The 16,277-nt window shown below is 64.5% G+C and carries 15 protein-coding genes and 1 pseudogene; 4 read left to right on the top strand and 12 right to left on the bottom strand.

Features of this window, described 5'->3' with window-relative positions; all coding sequences use genetic code 11:
- From I5W_RS30260 to I5W_RS20315, 3 genes are all read right to left on the bottom strand, one after another.
- Positions 1-674, bottom strand: a 674-nt coding sequence (locus tag I5W_RS30260; protein WP_252717142.1) for a Rieske 2Fe-2S domain-containing protein, incomplete at its 3' end; no start/stop codon positions are given.
- A 98-nt stretch (positions 675-772) separates the two neighbouring features.
- Complete coding sequence (gene catA / locus I5W_RS20320; RefSeq protein WP_017453176.1) at positions 773-1,708, bottom strand: catechol 1,2-dioxygenase; 936 nt, start codon at positions 1,706-1,708, stop codon at positions 773-775.
- Between the two features lie 52 nt (positions 1,709-1,760).
- Positions 1,761-2,963 carry a muconate/chloromuconate family cycloisomerase gene (locus I5W_RS20315; RefSeq protein ID WP_044530593.1) on the bottom strand — a complete coding sequence of 401 codons (1,203 nt, stop codon included), beginning with the start codon at positions 2,961-2,963 and terminating at the stop codon, positions 1,761-1,763.
- 146 nt (positions 2,964-3,109) lie between these two features.
- Between I5W_RS20315 and I5W_RS20310 the strand changes: the two genes are divergently transcribed.
- From I5W_RS20310 to pcaD, 3 genes are all read left to right on the top strand, one after another.
- Complete coding sequence (locus tag I5W_RS20310) at positions 3,110-4,063, top strand: LysR family transcriptional regulator (protein ID WP_017453174.1); 954 nt, start codon at positions 3,110-3,112, stop codon at positions 4,061-4,063.
- 132 nt (positions 4,064-4,195) lie between these two features.
- Entirely contained in the window at positions 4,196-4,483 is a 288-nt protein-coding gene (catC, locus tag I5W_RS20305) for a muconolactone Delta-isomerase (RefSeq protein WP_013233325.1), read from the top strand.
- Positions 4,484-4,560: 77 nt separating this feature from the next.
- Positions 4,561-5,340, top strand: coding sequence for a 3-oxoadipate enol-lactonase (pcaD, locus tag I5W_RS20300; protein ID WP_044530592.1), 780 nt, complete (start codon positions 4,561-4,563; stop codon positions 5,338-5,340).
- Positions 5,341-5,360: 20 nt separating this feature from the next.
- Here pcaD and I5W_RS20295 read toward each other — a convergent pair whose 3' ends face one another.
- The 9 genes and pseudogenes from I5W_RS20295 to I5W_RS20255 all read right to left on the bottom strand — a co-directional run bounded on the left by I5W_RS20295 (position 5,361) and on the right by I5W_RS20255 (position 16,094).
- Positions 5,361-6,590 (bottom strand): DUF2399 domain-containing protein, encoded by a 1,230-nt coding sequence (locus I5W_RS20295; RefSeq protein ID WP_044530591.1) that lies wholly within the window; start codon positions 6,588-6,590, stop codon positions 5,361-5,363.
- A gap of 11 nt (positions 6,591-6,601) precedes the next feature.
- A pseudogene (locus I5W_RS20290) lies at positions 6,602-9,414 on the bottom strand (ATP-binding protein).
- Positions 9,414-10,172, bottom strand: a complete 759-nt coding sequence (locus tag I5W_RS20285) for a hypothetical protein (protein WP_044530590.1) — start codon at positions 10,170-10,172, stop codon at positions 9,414-9,416. The pseudogene I5W_RS20290 and the gene I5W_RS20285 overlap by 1 nt, the downstream one beginning before the upstream one ends.
- Positions 10,165-11,502, bottom strand: a complete 1,338-nt coding sequence (locus I5W_RS20280; RefSeq protein WP_044530589.1) for a hypothetical protein — start codon at positions 11,500-11,502, stop codon at positions 10,165-10,167. The genes I5W_RS20285 and I5W_RS20280 overlap by 8 nt, the downstream gene beginning before the upstream one ends.
- A 172-nt stretch (positions 11,503-11,674) precedes the next feature.
- Positions 11,675-12,838, bottom strand: a complete 1,164-nt coding sequence (locus I5W_RS20275) for an alginate O-acetyltransferase AlgX-related protein (protein WP_252717141.1) — start codon at positions 12,836-12,838, stop codon at positions 11,675-11,677.
- Between the two features lie 7 nt (positions 12,839-12,845).
- Positions 12,846-14,261 carry an MBOAT family O-acyltransferase gene (locus tag I5W_RS20270; RefSeq protein ID WP_044530587.1) on the bottom strand — a complete coding sequence of 472 codons (1,416 nt, stop codon included), beginning with the start codon at positions 14,259-14,261 and terminating at the stop codon, positions 12,846-12,848.
- Positions 14,262-14,306: 45 nt separating this feature from the next.
- On the bottom strand, positions 14,307-14,966 hold the full coding sequence (locus tag I5W_RS20265; RefSeq protein ID WP_252717144.1) for an alginate O-acetyltransferase AlgF: 660 nt from the start codon (positions 14,964-14,966) through the stop codon (positions 14,307-14,309).
- 5 nt (positions 14,967-14,971) lie between these two features.
- Positions 14,972-15,643, bottom strand: coding sequence for an SGNH/GDSL hydrolase family protein (locus I5W_RS20260; RefSeq protein WP_017453164.1), 672 nt, complete (start codon positions 15,641-15,643; stop codon positions 14,972-14,974).
- A gap of 46 nt (positions 15,644-15,689) precedes the next feature.
- Positions 15,690-16,094 (bottom strand): cellulose synthase subunit BcsC-related outer membrane protein, encoded by a 405-nt coding sequence (locus I5W_RS20255; protein WP_044530585.1) that lies wholly within the window; start codon positions 16,092-16,094, stop codon positions 15,690-15,692.
- Positions 16,095-16,143: 49 nt separating this feature from the next.
- Here I5W_RS20255 and I5W_RS33590 point away from each other — a divergent pair.
- Positions 16,144-16,277: asparaginase domain-containing protein (locus I5W_RS33590; RefSeq protein ID WP_306302679.1), on the top strand; the 134-nt coding region annotated here is incomplete at its 3' end.

Genomic DNA, 16,277 nt, shown 5'->3' with positions numbered 1-16,277 from the left:
CCCGGCCGGAGAAGACCGGCCCGCTGGCGGCGTGACCGGAGGCTTGCGAGGTCAGGACCTCGCTCACCATGGCATAGCCGGTCTCGGAGGTGTTGAGCGCCTGGGCCGAGGCTGGGCCCTGTTCGCCATGCCGTACCGCCAGGTTGCTCAGGGTCACCACGTCGCTGCCCGCGGGCACCGACACGTGTTGCGCGGCGCCGTTGACGGTATTGCCGGCCGTATCGGTGTAGCCCATTCTGGTTGAAGGAGACCGGGTATTCGGTGGTCTTCTCATCCTTGACCTTCAACAGCTTGCCGCTGTTGGAAAAGGTCCAGCCATGGAACGGGCAGGTGAAGCTGCTCTTGTTGCCATGCTTGCGACGGCACAGCATGGCGCCCTTGTGGGCGCAGGCGTTGATGACCGCGTGCAGCTCGCCGGTCTTGTCGCGGGTGATCACCACCGGTTGGCGACCGATCCAGGTGGTGTAGTAATCGTTGATCTCGGGGATCTGGCTTTCGTGAGCCAGGTAGACCCAGTTCGATTCGAACAGGTGCTTCATCTCCAGTTCGAACAATTCTTCATTGGTGAAGATGTCGCGGCGGCAGCGGAAGATGCCATTGGTCGCATCTTCGTCCAGAGCGCTCTCCAGCAGTCGTTCGACGTCTTGGTACTTGTCGGCGGCGGTGGTGTTCATGTGCGGTTTCTCCAGGGTGCAACCCGCCCCCCGCGATGGCAGGCATCGCGGCAGTGCATTGGGCGGGGGTGGGACTGACGAACTTGACGCCGGGACGCTCAGGCAGCCAGACGCGGGCGGTCGACGATCTGGTTGTCGGCGCCGTTGACCAGCGACGTGAGCGTCATGTCGAAGACGATCTCGGCAAACGGACCTTCCAGGCCTTCGGCCTTGATGCTGGCCGCATCGGTGCGCTCGACCAGCGGCGGCACCAGACCTTCGCGGGTGGCGTAGGCGAAGTCGTCATAGATCAGCGGATCGCCATCGATGTTGATCTGGGTAGTCAGCTTGCGATGACCGTCGGCGGTAACGAAGAAGTGGATGTGCGCCGGACGGTTGCCGTGACGACCCAACTGGTTCAGCAGGGCCTGGGTCGGACCGGCCGGCGGGCAGCCATAGGCAGCCGGCATGATGCTGCGGAATTTGTAGCGGCCCTGGGCATCGGCGATGATGGTGCGACGCATGTTGAAGGGCGTCTGTTCACCAGTGGGGTCGTAGTGCGAATAGAAGCCCTTGGTGTTGGCGTGCCAGACTTCGACCTGGGCGCCCGGCAGGGGCTTGCCATCGGCGCCGTAGATGGTGCCGTGCATGATGATGGTGTGGCCGTTCTTGTCGCTGCCATCGTCCAGACGGGCGAAGCCTTGTTCCACAGGAGCACCGGCCACATACAGCGGGCCTTCGATGGTACGCGGGGTACCACCGGTGATGCCCTGGGCGGCATCCTCGGCATCCATGCGCATGTCCAGGAAACGGTCCAGGCCCAGACCCGGCGAGAGCAGGCCGCCCTCGCTGGCGGTACCCAGACGATTGATGTAGGCCACGCCGGCCCAGTATTCGTCGGAGGTGATTTCCAGGTCTTCGATGGTCTTGAACAGGTCCGACAGGATGCGATGCACGATCTGCTTGACGCGCGGATTGCCGCCTTCGGTGTCCAGGCCGCTGGCCAGACGCAGGAAGTCTTGTACTTCGGGGGTGCTGAAAATCTTGGCTGCCATGTTGAGTCTCCTTGGTTGAATTTTTGATCGGGGGGTAAGTACGGTTCTGGTTTTATCCGGCCAGTTGAGCCGGCCTCACTGCTGTTATTGTTGCCCCTTGCTTGCGGTCGCGTCGGAAGTATTGCACACGCTCCTCATCGAGCACGATGCCAAGTCCCGGGCCGTTCGGAATGGCCAGTTGGAAATCCTTGTACTGCAAGGGTGTGGCCAGAATTTCCTCGGTCAGCAGCAGCGGCCCGAACAACTCGGTGCCCCACTGCAATTCACGGAAGGTGGCAAAGGCATGGGCCGAAGCGATGGTACCGATGGCGCCTTCGAGCATGGTGCCGCCGTAGAGCTCGATGCCGGCGGCGTCGCCAATGGCCGCCACCTGCTGGGCCGCACGCAGGCCACCCGATTGTTCGATCTTGATGGCAAACACGTCTGCCCCGCCGATACGCGCCAGGGCGAAAGCCGAGGCCGGGCCGGTCAGCGATTCATCGGCCATGACGGCAATAGGGTGCTTGCCCTTCAGACGCGCCAAGGCCTGCGCCGAAGCCACCGGCTGCTCCACCAGTTCGCAACCGGCATCGACCAGGCCGGCCAGGCCGCGCTGGGCTTCCAGCTCGCTCCAGGCCATGTTGACATCGACCCGTACCGCGCCGCGATCACCCAGCGCCTTCTTGATGGCGGCCACGTGGGCCACATCGGCCTCCACCTCGCGCCGACCGATCTTGAGCTTGAAGATATTGTGGCGACGCTCGGCCAGCATCCGTTCGGCTTCGTCGATATCCTTGGCAGTGTCGCCCGAGGCCAGGGTCCAGGCAATCGGCAGGCTTTCGCGAGCCCGACCACCCAGCAGTTGCGACACCGGCAGCCCGGTGCGCTGGCCCAGCGCATCGAACAGCGCGGTCTCGATGGCGCACTTGGCGAAGCGGTTGTCTTGAATGGCCTTGTTCAGGCGCGCCATGATGGCCGGGATCAGGCTGGCATCGGCGCCCAGCAGCAACGGTGCAAAATAGGTATCGATGGCCAGCTTCATGCCTTCGGGCGATTCGGCGCCGTAGGCCAGGCCACCGATGGTGGTGCCCTCGCCCACGCCGACGCTGCCATCCGAACAGTACAGGCGCACCAGCATCAAGGTCTGCCCATTCATCGTCGCCATGGACAATTGATGGGGCCGGATGGTCGGCAGGTCGACCAGGAAGGTCTCGACCCGCTCGATGAGAGCCGGAGCCGGGGCCGCCGCAGTGTGGAGGTGTTGTGAGGTATCCATGTGACGCATTGAACACCCGGAAGCCCTGCCATTGCCAACACCAAATACATCTAGTTTCATACCTTTTTTATATAATTAAAAAGCTTTCCTATAAAAATCAAAGCATTAGAATGCTTTTATTTTTATGAGATATATGACCTCTGACCATGGATATCAGACAACTAAAGTACTTCGTAGCCGTGGCCAATACGCGCAACTTCACGCGTGCCTCCGAGCAGTTGCACATCGCCCAGCCGCCCTTGAGCCGCCAGATCCAGTTGCTGGAAGAGGAGCTGGGGGTGCAGTTGATCCTGCGCAACAGCCGCCCGCTGCGCCTCACCGAAGCTGGCCGGGTGTTCTATGAACAGGCCCTGCAGATCCTCAACCGCCTGGACCAGTTGAAGCACGCCACCCAGCAGATCGGCCTGAACCAGCGCCAGACGCTGTCCATCGGCTTTGTCGCCTCGACCCTCTATGGCGGCTTGCCGATGCTGGTGCGCAAGCTGCGCCAGCATTACCCCGAGGTCGATATCCAGCTGCTGGAGCTGACTTCGATGCAGCAATTTGCCGCCCTCAAGTCCGGCCGCATCGACATCGGCTTTGGCCGCATCCGCGGCAATGACGCCACCGTAGCGCGCACCGTGCTGCGCGAGGAAAGACTGGTGCTGGCGATCCCGCCGGCCTTCCCGCTGGCGACCAGCCAGCAGCGCGTGAGCCTCAAAGAGTTGCATGGACAAAAGCTGATCGTCTACCCCAAGGAACCGCGCCCCAGCTTTGCCGACCACATCCTGAGCCTGCTCAACGACCAGGATATCCAGCCAGCCGAAGTGCATGAAGTGCGCGAGATCCAGACCGCACTGGGCCTGGTGGCGGCCGAGTCGGGCCTATGCCTGATCCCGGCCTCGGCGCGGCTGCGCAATGACCTGCATTACCGGCTCATCGACGACACCCGCGCCACCTCGCCCATCATCCTGACCCACCGCATCAACGACAATGCCTGGTACATCGATGCGGTCAAGCAACTGGTGGCCGACATGTATGCCGAGCATCCCGCCTGGCTGGACATCGAGACCAGCTCCTTCCCGGCGGCGGGTTTTCCGAAGCCGGAACGGCGCGATTGAAGCGCCAGATAGTCTGCCCAAGTTGACAGTGCGAGGCGCGCACGCCTAAACTCGGTTGTGCGAATAAAGGATTTATGTTCGCTTATCGAACAATGCAAGACCCCCGCCCATAATGACAATGGAGATTACATCATGCTGTTCATGGTTCAAATGCAGGTCAATATTCCCGCCACGCTCGACAAGGCCGTGGCCGATCAGTTGAAGAAGGATGAGAAGGAGATGTCGCAAAAACTGCAACGCGAAGGCAAGTGGCGCGATCTGTGGCGCGTGGTCGGGCAGTATGCCAACGTGAGCATCTTCAACGTCTCCGGCAACGATGAGTTGCACAACATCCTCTCGGCGCTGCCGCTCTACCCGTTCATGACCATTTCGGTCACACCGCTGACCCAGCATCCCTCGGCCATTGCCCAGATTGGCTGATGACCGGCGCATCTGACGCTTTTTGATTCACACATGCCCGTACCCACCGTCGCGTGGGGCGTGCAAAGGATTTCTCCATGCCATTTGCAACACTGAACGGAATCAAATTGCATTACCAGCTCGATGGCGATGCGGCCTTGCCGGTGCTGGTGCTGTCCAATTCGCTGGGCACCTCGCTGGCGATGTGGGAGCCGCAGATTGCCGAACTGAGCCAGCACTTCCGCGTGCTGCGCTACGACACGCGCGGCCACGGCCAGTCCGAGCTCACGCCCGGCCCCTACACCATCGCCCAGTTGGGCAGCGACGTGATCGCCCTGCTCGACCAGCTGCAGATTGCGCAAGCCCACTTCTGCGGTCTCTCCATGGGGGGCAGCACCTTCATGTGGCTGGCGGTGCATCACCCGGAGCGCGTAAAAAAACTCATCCTCTGCAACACCGGCGCCAAGATCGGCACGGCCGAGGCCTGGAACAGCCGCATCGACACTGTCCTGCGTGACGGCCTGCCAGCCATCGCGTCGGCGGTGGTCTCGCGCTGGCTCACGCCCGAGTATGCCGAGCACAACCCGCAGCAGGTGCAAGCGCTGACGGCCATGCTGCTGGCCACCCCGGCTGAAGGCTATGCCGGCGCCTGCGCAGCGGTGCGCGACAATGACCTGCGGGAAGCGATTGCGGGCATCCGCGCGCCCACGCTGGTGATCGCCGGCAGCGGCGACCTGCCGACGCCGCCGGCCGATGCGCAATTCATGCGCGCCACCATTCCCGGCGCGCTGTATGTGGAGTTCGACGCCGCCCACATCTCCAACCAGCAGCAACCGCGTGCCTTTACGCAGGCGGTGGTGCAGTTCTTGACGGAATGAGGAGCAAAGGAAGCAGGCTCTTACAGCCAAGCTTCCTGTTCGGCCTTGCGTCCTTCGGCTTGCATCGCTTCACACAGCGCACGCAGCGCGTCGGGCAAACCCGGCCGTGCCAGCAAGGTCTGCAACAACCGGTAGTCGTGCGGATTCAGCGGCCAGCGCTGGGTGGTGGCCTGCCATTGGGCCAAACCCATCTGATGCGGCTCCCAGGCCAGGCCCGCCTGGGTCCATCGGGTGCCAGCCGTGCAGGCAATATCGACGCCGGCCGGGTCGGCATCGGCACTGATCCAGGCCGGTGCGGGCGCCAGCCGCAACAGGTGCGACACCATCTCCAGCCAGGCAGCCGAAGGTCGGCCAGGCATCCACATCAGCGCCACCCCGCGCGGGCGTTGGCGCGCCTGCTGCTCAAAGCTGGCGCGGTTTTCGATCAGCCACCAACGTTGTGGTGTAGTAACGCTGTCACTGCCTTTGATATCTTCTAGCGGCAGCCCCAGGCAATGCAGCGGCGCCAGATCCACCCTGCGGTCTTGCCATGACAGTGACAGGTCTCCTGCCAACCATCCGACCTGGGCAAAGCTGGCGATACCGAGCCGCTCCAGATCAAACATCGATTCCAGCCAGCGCCATTGACTGGCACTGAGTGACTTGGTGAGGTCACGCGCCTGCAGGGCGAAATTGCGGCGCAATCCCTGCTGCCCGCTGTCATGCCAGGACGCAATCGCCTCCAGCAAATCCAGCCGGTCTGCCAGCAGGTCGCGGCGCAAACTCTTCTCGGCCTCCAACGAATCAATGGCGGAGCTCAGTTCATCAAGCAGATCAGGATCAAGGGCGATCGGTGCGCTGGCCTGAGCCCGCACCTCCAGCCATTGGCGCGCCGCTGTCAGCAAAGCTTCGCGCTCCTGCTGCCGCTGCCCCGCGTGGACGATGCCCAGCAAGGATTGCAGACGGCGCAGATCACGCCAGGTCATGGATTTCCACAGCCAGTTGCCCCCGCTCAGTTCTTCACGTTGGCTGACCCAGCCCTCCTGCAGCAGACGCTGGCACAGACGCTCGGCCTTTTCGATGGAAAGCCCGGCGATCTTGGCTTCCTTGAGCAAGACCTCGCGGCTGCGCGTGGCCGCCTCGCCGCGCAACCAGCGCAAGAGGAGCGCGCGCTCCTCGGCATCCATCAGAGGCAGTACCGATGGCACCTCGACCGCCGCCTGCAAGTCACGGCTGTTGCGGCCTCGCGGGGTATCGATCAAGGTGTTCATGGCGTGCCGCCTCAGGCATCCAGCCGCAAGCGCCGCTGCAACACGCCGATAGGCGGCGCCCAGCGGGCCTCGCGTGGTTTCTTGGAAGTCACCAGGGTGACATCGGCGGGTTCGAAGACTTCCACGTTGTGCGTGATTGGCGTGGTCAGCACATATTGCGCGCGGGTCGACTTGAGGAAGTTGCCGACCAGCTGGATGTTGCGCACGTCCAGGTGAGCAAAGGGTTCGTCGATGAAGACGAAGCCGCCCGGCATGTCGTCATCCTTCAACAAACCCACCAGCAGGATCAGCGACTTGATGACCTGCTGGCCACCGGAGGCCTCGCCGTCGTTCAGGCCGATCTCGCCCTTGCCGTCGAAGTTGAAGCTGACCTTCAGTTCGGCCTGGCGCAGGATGGCGTCATCATTGTCCAGGTGCGGCAGGTCGGCGCTGACCACCACCCCGGCCAAGGCGCCCAGATCGACGATGTTCTTGCGGTAGCGGCGCACGGTGGCGCGCAGCACGTCGATGTAGCGCTCGCGGGCATTGCCCACGGCTTCCTCGGCCTGGGCATTGCTGATCTTGCGCGAGTCCAGTTCATTGCGCTGGTTGCCCACCGTGCCTTGCATGATGAGGTGCTTGTCCTCGACCGTACCGTCTTTTTCCCACTGACCGGTTTCCAGTTCACTTTCCACCGACGCCATGCGCAGCTCGGCTTGCTTGGCGTTGGTGTATTTGTCGTAGAGCGCTTGCAAGGCATCGGTGGCGATCCAGCGTTGCGGGAAGCGGCTTTTCTGTGCACGCGAAGCCAGCGCGCGGGCGCGCTGTTCGTCGTGGCGGGTGCGCCAGTCGCGTTCCTGGCCGGCCAGGTCGCCTTCGGTGTCGCGCAGGCGACGTTGCAGGGCGTCGTGACGACCATCGAGGATGGTGCGCTGTTCGATGGCCTCGGCGTACTGGACGTCAAGCTGGAACCAACGTTCACTGGCGGCCACACGGGCCTGCCGCAACGCCGGTAACTGGCGACGTGCCTGGTCGAATTCTTCACTTCGGCGCGCCAGAACCTCAGCCGCGAGGTGTCCTTCGGTGGCTTTGCGGGCCGCCTCCAGCTGGCGCTTGACTTCGCTTTGCTTGAGCACGATATCGGTCAGTTGCTCATCCAGCGTAGCCAGGCGTTTCTGGATCGAGGCCTGGCGCGAAGCCAGGGCCGCCGCACCGAATTGATAATCGCCCGGATCGCGCCAGACACTGCGCCCGCCACGGCCATCGCGCCAGTAGGCTTGCGGGGTGATCCATTCGCCCCCACTGCTTGCCCCTTCGGCGGTATCGGCCACACGACGGATCTGCGCCAGTTGGCGCAGCAGCCAGGACGGTGCCTTGGCCGAGAAGCGCAACACCGCCAACAGACTCTCGGCCGGTGGCTGCGCAGTGGCGGTGGCGGCGTCGGCCACCACGTAATGACGATAGCGCTCGCGCTCGGCCAGGGCCATGGCGGCGGCTTCATCCTTGGGATCGTCCAGCACCACCACCCAGCACGAGGCCCGCAACACGCCTTCGGCGGCGGCGCGCCAGTGGTCGTCGGCAATCTCGATGACATCGGCCAGCAAGTGATGGGCGATGCCGGCCTGGCGCAGCGCGCGGGTAAATTGCTGCACGTCGCCCGGGCGCGGCGCCTGGCGCTGGCCGGTCAGGCGTTCCAGTGCGCCGTTGGCGTCCTTGCGTTGTTGCTCCAGGTCGCGCCAGCGGTCGTGCAGCGCGCTCTTTTGCTGCTCCAGTTCATCCACCCGCGCCAGCAGTTGGGTGGCGTCGCCCTCCACGGCCGACAGCGCCAGCAGTTCATCGGCTTGCTTGACCAGTTCTTCCACCGGCTTTTCGGCGTCGCGCGCCTTTTGCTGGGCTTGTTGCGCCTCGGCCTTGTCGCGTTCCAGCGCGGCGACCTTGTCGCGTGCGGCCTGCTGTTGCGTCAGCAGGGCCGACAATTGCAGGGTGTCGCTGCTGCGCTGGCGGCGCTGGCTGTTGTGATGCAGGCGCTGGCGGTGCAGTTCGCGCAGGCGGGTGGCGTGTTCTGGCGCTCTTCATGCCAGCGCAATACCGGGATGACTTCGGTGGCCAGCATCTCGCGCTCGCGCAGCTTGCCCTGTATTTGGCGATAGAGCGTCACACGGCTGTCGAGCTGGGCCAGTTGCGCTTCGCTATAGGCCAGTTCCTGTTCGGCCTGGGCGACCTCGGCGGCCAGGTCGCGTTGATGGCGGCGGGCTTCTTCGTAGCGATCCAGGACTTCCTGGTCACCGAAGACTTCGAACACCAGGCGCAGCAATTCCTTGGGCGAGAATTCGCACAGACGGTCGGTCTGGCCCTGCTCCAGCGCCAGCACGCGGGCAATGGCGCGCGACAGGCCGGCGCCTTCCAGGCGCTTGCGCCAGTGGTCCAGTCCCAGCCACTCCTTCTCGGGCAATTGCGCCAGGGTTTCGATGGCCACATCGCCATCGCTCATGCAGTAACGGCGCTGCCAGTCACCGCCATTGCGCTCGATGCGGCAAGCCAGCGTGACCTGGTCGGCATAGAGCAGATTGCGGGCGAACGGGCGAGTCGAGGTCTGACGGCCGTGCGGACGATTGTCCACGGTGGCGCGCAGCCAGGTGGTGTCGGCATTGGCGTGGCGCGCATAGGTCTTGTAGCTGCGCCCACCCGAACACTCCAGGCCCAGCAGGGTGCGCATGGCGTCCAGCAGCGTGGTCTTGCCCGAGCCATTGGGGCCGGCGATGGTGATGATGGAACCGTCCAGGGGCAGCGTCAAACGCTGGCAATAGTCCCACTGCAGCAGTTCCAGCGATTGCAGGTGGAACATCAGGCGTCTCCCTCTTCGGTGGATTCGGTGGATTCGGTGGATGCGGTGGCTGCGCTGGAGTCTGCAGCGTGCGTGATATCGGCGGCATCCGCCTGGGACGGACTGGCCTCGTCGCGGGCATTGGCGCGGGCCAGCACATCGCCCAGCGCGCCATCGAGGATGCGCGGGGCCAGGGCGTCGTAGTCCAGCAGCAGATCCAGCAAGGGGCCTTCGGCGATATCGTCGCCCCGGCGCAGGATGAAGCCATGGGCTTCCAGGCGGCGCAGGTTGGTATCCATGCGCGTCTTCTTGCCGAGCTGGTTGCCGAAGTCGGCCAGCAGCGCCTTGTAAGACACCACCGGACTGACCTCGGCGGCGCTGGGCATGGGTTTTTCGGTGTGGAACATTTCTTCCTGCTGCTCCGCATTGTCACCGGCGGCGCGCGCCGACTGGCGCTCGCGCTTGGGCAGCACGATCAGCGACCACAGCACCACCAGCAGCGAAATCGCATCGCGCGGCAGATCCAGGTTGTTGTTGGCGTTCATGCCGGCCTCGCCGAAGACGGCGTACTCGGCCGGGCGTACCAGGGCCACGCTGATGTGGTCGGCGTGGATGTTGTCCACCAGGCGCAGGCCGACCTGGGCCAGGCGGTCTTGCAGCGCCTGCCACAGGTCGGCATCGACCAGGGCGCGGCGCACGCGCGGATGCTTGCGGGGCAGCCAGCGGCGCGCCAGCAGTTCGGCGGCCAACAGGCCTGCTTCGTCTAGGGTCTCACTCATGGGGTCTTTCCCGGGATGGATCTGGATGGACGGCCCCGGCGCTCATGGCGGCGACATCGGGGTCATCGATTTTTTCTACGCGCGGCAGGAAGCCGGCCTGCCAGGGCAACCTGGCCAGGTCGCCGGTCTGGCCTTGCAGGGTCTGGGCCTGGCGGTCGCCCAGCAGCGGCAACAATTGCAGGCGGTAAGCAGCCTTGCCGAAACTGCCGCCCAGCACCACGGTCGATAGCGGCTGGGCTTGCGGCTCGCCGGACTCTACACCTTCCGGCAAGGCGCCCAGGCGGGTCAGTTGTTCGATCAATTCACCCAGCTCGGCCGGCATCCGCAAGGCTTCGATCTTGCCTTCCACGGCCTGGGCCGGAGGCGGCAAACCTTGCGAGCGCTGGGCGTCGGGACGGTCGCGTTCCAGTTCGCCCTCGGCCACATCCAGCAATTCGTGGCCGCTGACGAAGACCGGTTTCACACCGATCGAGAGCGCCTCGCCCATCAGCGAGCACAGGTCGGGATGCGCTTGCAGCCAGCGGCGCACGTCCGAACTGGTGACGCCGGTGCTGCCCAGCGTCACGCGCTGGCGGTCGGCCTGTTGCAGGGCGCGGGTGAACTGGCTGGCCATGGTCAACAGGCGCGCCTGGCCATTGCCCAGGGCACGGGCTTCGCGTTCCAGGCGGGCGTCGGCGTGTTCGCTGCGGATCAGGGCGGTCAGGGCTTCGCCGGCCCGGTTGACCAGTTTCAGGGCGCGTTCGAAGCGTGGCTGGGCTTGGCGCAGCAAGGCTTCGGAGCCACTTTCGATGGCATCGGCGAACTGGTCGTGCAGGCGCGCCAACTGGGCGTGCAGATGGCGGATCTGGCTGGCGTCGGACAGGCCCAGCGCTGCCGCCCCGGCCACCTGGGCCAGCAGCGCAGCCATCTCGTCATCTTCGCCCACGGCGCGCGTCAAGGGCGCCAGCAAGGCTTGCACCTGCTGGGCGATGGGCGAGAGCTGGTAATCCTGGTCGGTGGCGTCCCAGACCAGGAGGCCGAGGTCGCGCAAGCGCTTCAGGGCGGCGTCCATGGCCTCGGGTTTCAAGGCATAGAACAGCTGGTTCAGGTCTTCGCGCTGTAGTCGGCCCTGCGGCTGGGCCGCCAGTTCGAGGAACATCCAGATGCGCAGGCGTGCCGCTGCCTGGCCACCGGAGACCAGGCCACGCAGCGCGTCCAGCACGTCCAGGCGCTGCCCCAGGCCCCAGGCCAGGGGCGCTTCGGCCGCCAATGAGGGATCGCGGAAATAGCTCTCGAAGGAGCCGGATTCATGCTCATCGGCTAAGGGAGCGGGTTCGAAATCGTCTGTCAATTTGTCGTGGAGGTTGACCAGGCCTTGCCTGGAGCCTGCCCGGTACAGTGGGCGGACCGGCAAGTTTAGCAGGCCCGGGGGGCGGCCTCCAGCAAAGTGGACCTTGGCACGCAGGAAAGTGCAGATGAAGGGAAATTATTTATTGCATTAATGCAACAAGCCACACCATCGCTCAAGGGGCCAGCGCGATCGGTTCATAGGGCGTTTGCAGATCGCGCTCGGGAATTTCCCACAGCACCAGCTTGGGCGGGGTCTGGGTAAAGGCCGGATTGGCGAAGTATTCCCTGGCGCTGCCGGAGAACTTGCCGCCATCCTTGGCAAAGCTGCCGATCCTGGCGCCCAGCGCCATCTGCAGGAAGCCGACGAAGTTGGAGTTACGCGAGAAGGAGGTACCGATCAGGGCCACGTTGGGCAGGTTGCTGTCGCCCAGCAGGTCGTCCAGATCGTCGCCACCGGGCTTGGGCGCACTCCCCTGCCCGGCCCCCGGCACTTCCTTGAAGCGAGTGGCGGCCACGTACTCGGGGGCAGGTTGCAAGCGCAAGGGCAGCCAGTCCAGCCCGGCCAGGTGCACCAGATCGCCCGGACGGCGCGCCAGCGGGCCAGGCTGGGCCTGGTAGGCTTGCTGGGGCGTCGCCTGCAGGCCGGTGGCGAGCTTGGCGGCAATCACCTCGGCGGCGGCATGGGCGCCGGTTTCATTCCAATGGGTATCGGTATGCAGATAGGCCGCGGCACCCAGCGGCGCCAACGTGGGCGCCAGGTCGATGGCCTGTACCCCCGCCTGCTGCAGGTCGGCCACCCATTGCGCCGCACGCCCGTTCAATTCGACCGGGCGCAGCAGGCCGCACAATTGGTCAGCGGCGATACGGCTCTTGTCGGGTACCACGGCCACCAGCAGGGAGATACCGCGCCGCGCCAGTGCCTGCCGGATGGCGATCACCGCCTGCAGCTTGGTCTGGGCATTGGCCTGGGCGTGGTGGTTGATCTGCAATTCCTCGGCCAGGAACAGCCAGCCGGGGCAACCGCGCCGCACCCGCGGGCCGGTGTCGCCCAGCAGCAACCAGCTGCCGGCGCGTTCCAGGTTGGCCGCTTGGGTGGGCAACCAGGCGTTGGAGAGTTGCTTGGCGATCTTGTGGGTCAGCTCGCCGTGCAGGGCTTCGTCGCGGTTCCAGGTGGTGGGCAGCCATTCGATCTGGCCGCGCTGGACCAGCCAGGCGCAGGACAGCAAACCCGCCGCCAGCACCAGCGCCAGCGCCACGCCTGACCATCGGCTGGCACGGCGCGCCAGGGGACTGGGAGCATGGGGCGTGTCGGGGGCGAGGACCGGAGGCGTGCTCATCGTGGCATCAGAACTGGAAGTAGAGGAAAGGCACCGTCTCGCGGCTGGCGATCAGGGCAAAGGACAGCAGGAAGGCAGCGATCGGCCACAGGCGGATGAAGCACAGATACAGCTTGCGCTCGCCCCAGCGCGCCTCGATGGTCGCCTGCCACAGCGGCACCACGATCCAGAACAGGCCCAGCAGCACGGCCAGTGCCTGCACCGGGCGCAACATCACGGCCAGCGCATCGCTCAAGCCGATCTCATGCAAACCGAACTGACCGGCATACATGGTTGCGGCAGTGGCGAAATCGGGCGAACGGAACAGGGTCCAGGCCAGGCACACGAACAGCAAGGTCAACACGTGGGCCAGCCAGGCGGGAATGGCCGGCAAGGAAGAACGCGACCAGGCGCGGTCGATGCACAAGGCCAGGCCGTGGGCCGAGCCCCACAGCAGGTAGTTCCAGCTATCGCCGCCATGCCAGAGACCGGCGATGGCCATGGTCAGGAACAGGTTGCGATAGGTCTTCCAAAGGCCGTGGCGATTGCCGCCCAGGCCGATGTAGAGATAGTCGCGCAACCAGCTGGAGAGCGAGATGTGCCAGCGCCGCCAGAAGTCCTGGATGCTGCCGGCCAGGTAGGGATGATTGAAGTTTTCCGGGAAATGGAAACCCAGCATCAGCCCCAGGCCGATGGCCATGGCGCTGTAGCCGGAAAAGTCGAAGAACAGTTGCAGCGAATAGGCCAGGCAAGCGATCCAGGCATCCACCAGGCTCGGATGGTCCAGGTGGAAGGCCGCATCCACCAATGGCGAGAGGGTGTCGGCCACCAGCACCTTCATGGCCATGCCGACCATGAAACGGCGCGCCCCCAGGGAAAAATTCTCCCAGTTGAACCAGCGCTGGGTCAGCTCGCGCTGCACCCAGTCGTAGCGGATGATGGGGCCGGCAATGGAGTGGCCGAACATGGAAATGTAGGTGGCGTAGTTGATGAAGCTGCGTTCCACCGCCACCGTGCGCCGATGCACGTCCACCAGGTAGGAAATGGCTTGCAGCACGATGAAGGACAGCCCCGCCGGCAGCGCCACCTTCTGCCAGGCCAGCGGCATGGCGCCGTAATGCTGCATCACGTCGCTGGCGGTGGCGGCGACGATGTTGGCGTACTTGTACCAGACCAGCACCGCCGTGTTGAACACCACCAGACCGGTGAGCAAGCGCACCCTGCCCCGCCCATCCTCGCGCGAACGATCTACCAGCAAGCCACCGACCCAGGCCACGATGGTCAGCACCACGTGCAGCGACAGGAACAGCGGGCTCAACCAGCCATAGAAGAGCCAGCTACCCGCCAGCAGCACACCATTGCGCCCGCGCTGCGGCACCAGGGCATACACCAGCAGGAACAAGGGCAAGAACAGCGTGAGAAATTCAAGCGAGGCAAAGACCATGGGGGCGGCGCAGTCAGGCAGTCAATCAGTCAGTGAGTGCGACCATCAGTTGGCCAGCTTGTCGGTCGCCGCCACCAGGTGCGGTCCCTTGTCCGAGGGCAGCAGCAGCACGCTATAGCGTTCACCCGCCTTCAATTCGCCCAGGTCCAGCACCGGGCCCGTGTTGGCGCCAGCGCAGACCAGTTGCACCGCCAGCTTGACCGGGTTGATCGAGCGCCGTTGCAGGCTGCCTTGCGCCACGCCCTTGAACAGGTCGGCATTGCGTCCGGCCGGGCGCAACGCGGCACCGGCACAGGAAGCATCGAGATTGAAGAAGGCCAGCGACGCCTTCAGACCATTGAAGTCGTCCGGGTTGTCCTGCACCGTGACCTGGCCGATGCCCTTGGCATCGGGCAGTACCACCACCGTGGCGAATTCGCCCGGCTTGGCTTGCACGCCCAGTTCCAGGCTTTTGCCAGCGACCGTGAGCGTCCCCTTGATGGTGGACTTGGCCTGCACCGGGAAGAAGGAGGAGACCGGCTTGGCCGCCTCCAGCTTCAACGGTGGCTGGCCCTTTTGCGCCACCACCTGCAGCGCTTCGCTGGTGCCATTGACGAAGCGGATGAAGGCCGCATCCTCGGCCGGGCCGGTCGGATACAAGGGAATGTCAGCGGCCATGGCAGCCGCGCTGCACAGCAGGAGAGTACCTGCGGCCCATGCGCGCATCACGCTCATTTCTTGCCTCCCTTGGCGCTTACGGCGTCCGCCGGCAGCTTGCCCAGGGCGTCGCCGATGGCATTGCCCCAGGACTTGTAGCCGGCCACGGTGAAGTGCTGGCCATCGGTGGTGACCCACTGGCCGGGCTTGGACATGGTCAGCGAATCGATATAGGTACACGGCGCCACGTTGGCAGCCAGGAAGCGCGACATCAGCTCAGTGCGGGCATCGTTCTTGTGGTACATGCCACCGGCCTTGCCCCAGGCCGGGCCGACCCAGGCGCACTTGGTGCCGGTGGCAGCAATGGCCTTGGTCAGGCTGGTGACGTTTTGCCAGGCCCAGGCCTTGGGGAAGTCCGGCTTGTCATAGGAAGCCATGGTGTCGCCGATGACCAGCACCACCAGGTCGGGCTTGTCCTTGGCGATCAGCTCGTTGATCGGCGTGGTGGTGGCGTCGCGGCCCTTGATCTGGATCTTGCCGGTGCCGACCTGCTCGGCGCCGCAATCGACCTTCTTGGTGATGAGCCAATCGCCGGCGCTGGCGCCGCAGGCGCCGATGGAATGCACCTTGGCGCCCATCTGGGTCAGCTTGGCGTTGAGGGGTTCGGTGAGGTGGTCGGCCAGGCTCATATGGCTTTCGCCGAGCACCAGAATAGTCAGACCAGCGAGAATGGATGCAGCTGCCATGGCAATCTCTCTATCGAATAAATGAAAATCGGTTGGGTAAATTGGTTCAGTTCGAATACGGCGAACGATACGGACTGACCGGCAAGGTCAGGAAACGGCCCTGCATGTCTTCCAGGGTGTAACGCAAATACATGCCGACGTTGAGTTCGCGGAAGTCGCTCGAATTGTTCAGGCGCAGCGAGCCGCCCAGGAACAGGCGCGGCGCGAAGCGGTATTCGCCGCTGCCTTCCAGGCTATACCCCAGGCCGGTCTTGGTCTGCGCGGCATAGGTCTTGCCGCTGGCGGCTTGCAGGGCGGCGTCGGTGGGGAAGTAATCGGCGCCATCCTGGCGGAAGTACTGCACCCCCATCGAACCCTTGAGCTGGAAGCTGAAGCGGTCGTTGCGCTTGGCCCAGGTGAACGGCACGCCCAGGCCCAGGTAGGTCTGCGGACTGAAGTACCCGCATACCATCGAGGAAACCGCCTTCGTCCTCGACCTGCTGGTCAAGTCGCACAAGCCGGTGGTAGTGACCGGTGCGATGCGCGGCCCGCAGGCTGCCGGCGCCGATGGACCGGCCAATCTGCTGGCCGCGACCATCGTGGCCAGCTCGCCGGCAGCTTGCCAACTGGGTTGCCTGGTGGTGCTCAACGACGA

The organism is Herbaspirillum sp. B65, from assembly GCF_000333555.1.
GTDB classification, from domain to species: Bacteria; Pseudomonadota; Gammaproteobacteria; order Burkholderiales; family Burkholderiaceae_D; genus Herbaspirillum; species Herbaspirillum rubrisubalbicans.
This window is presented reverse-complemented; position numbering and strand designations above follow the sequence as displayed.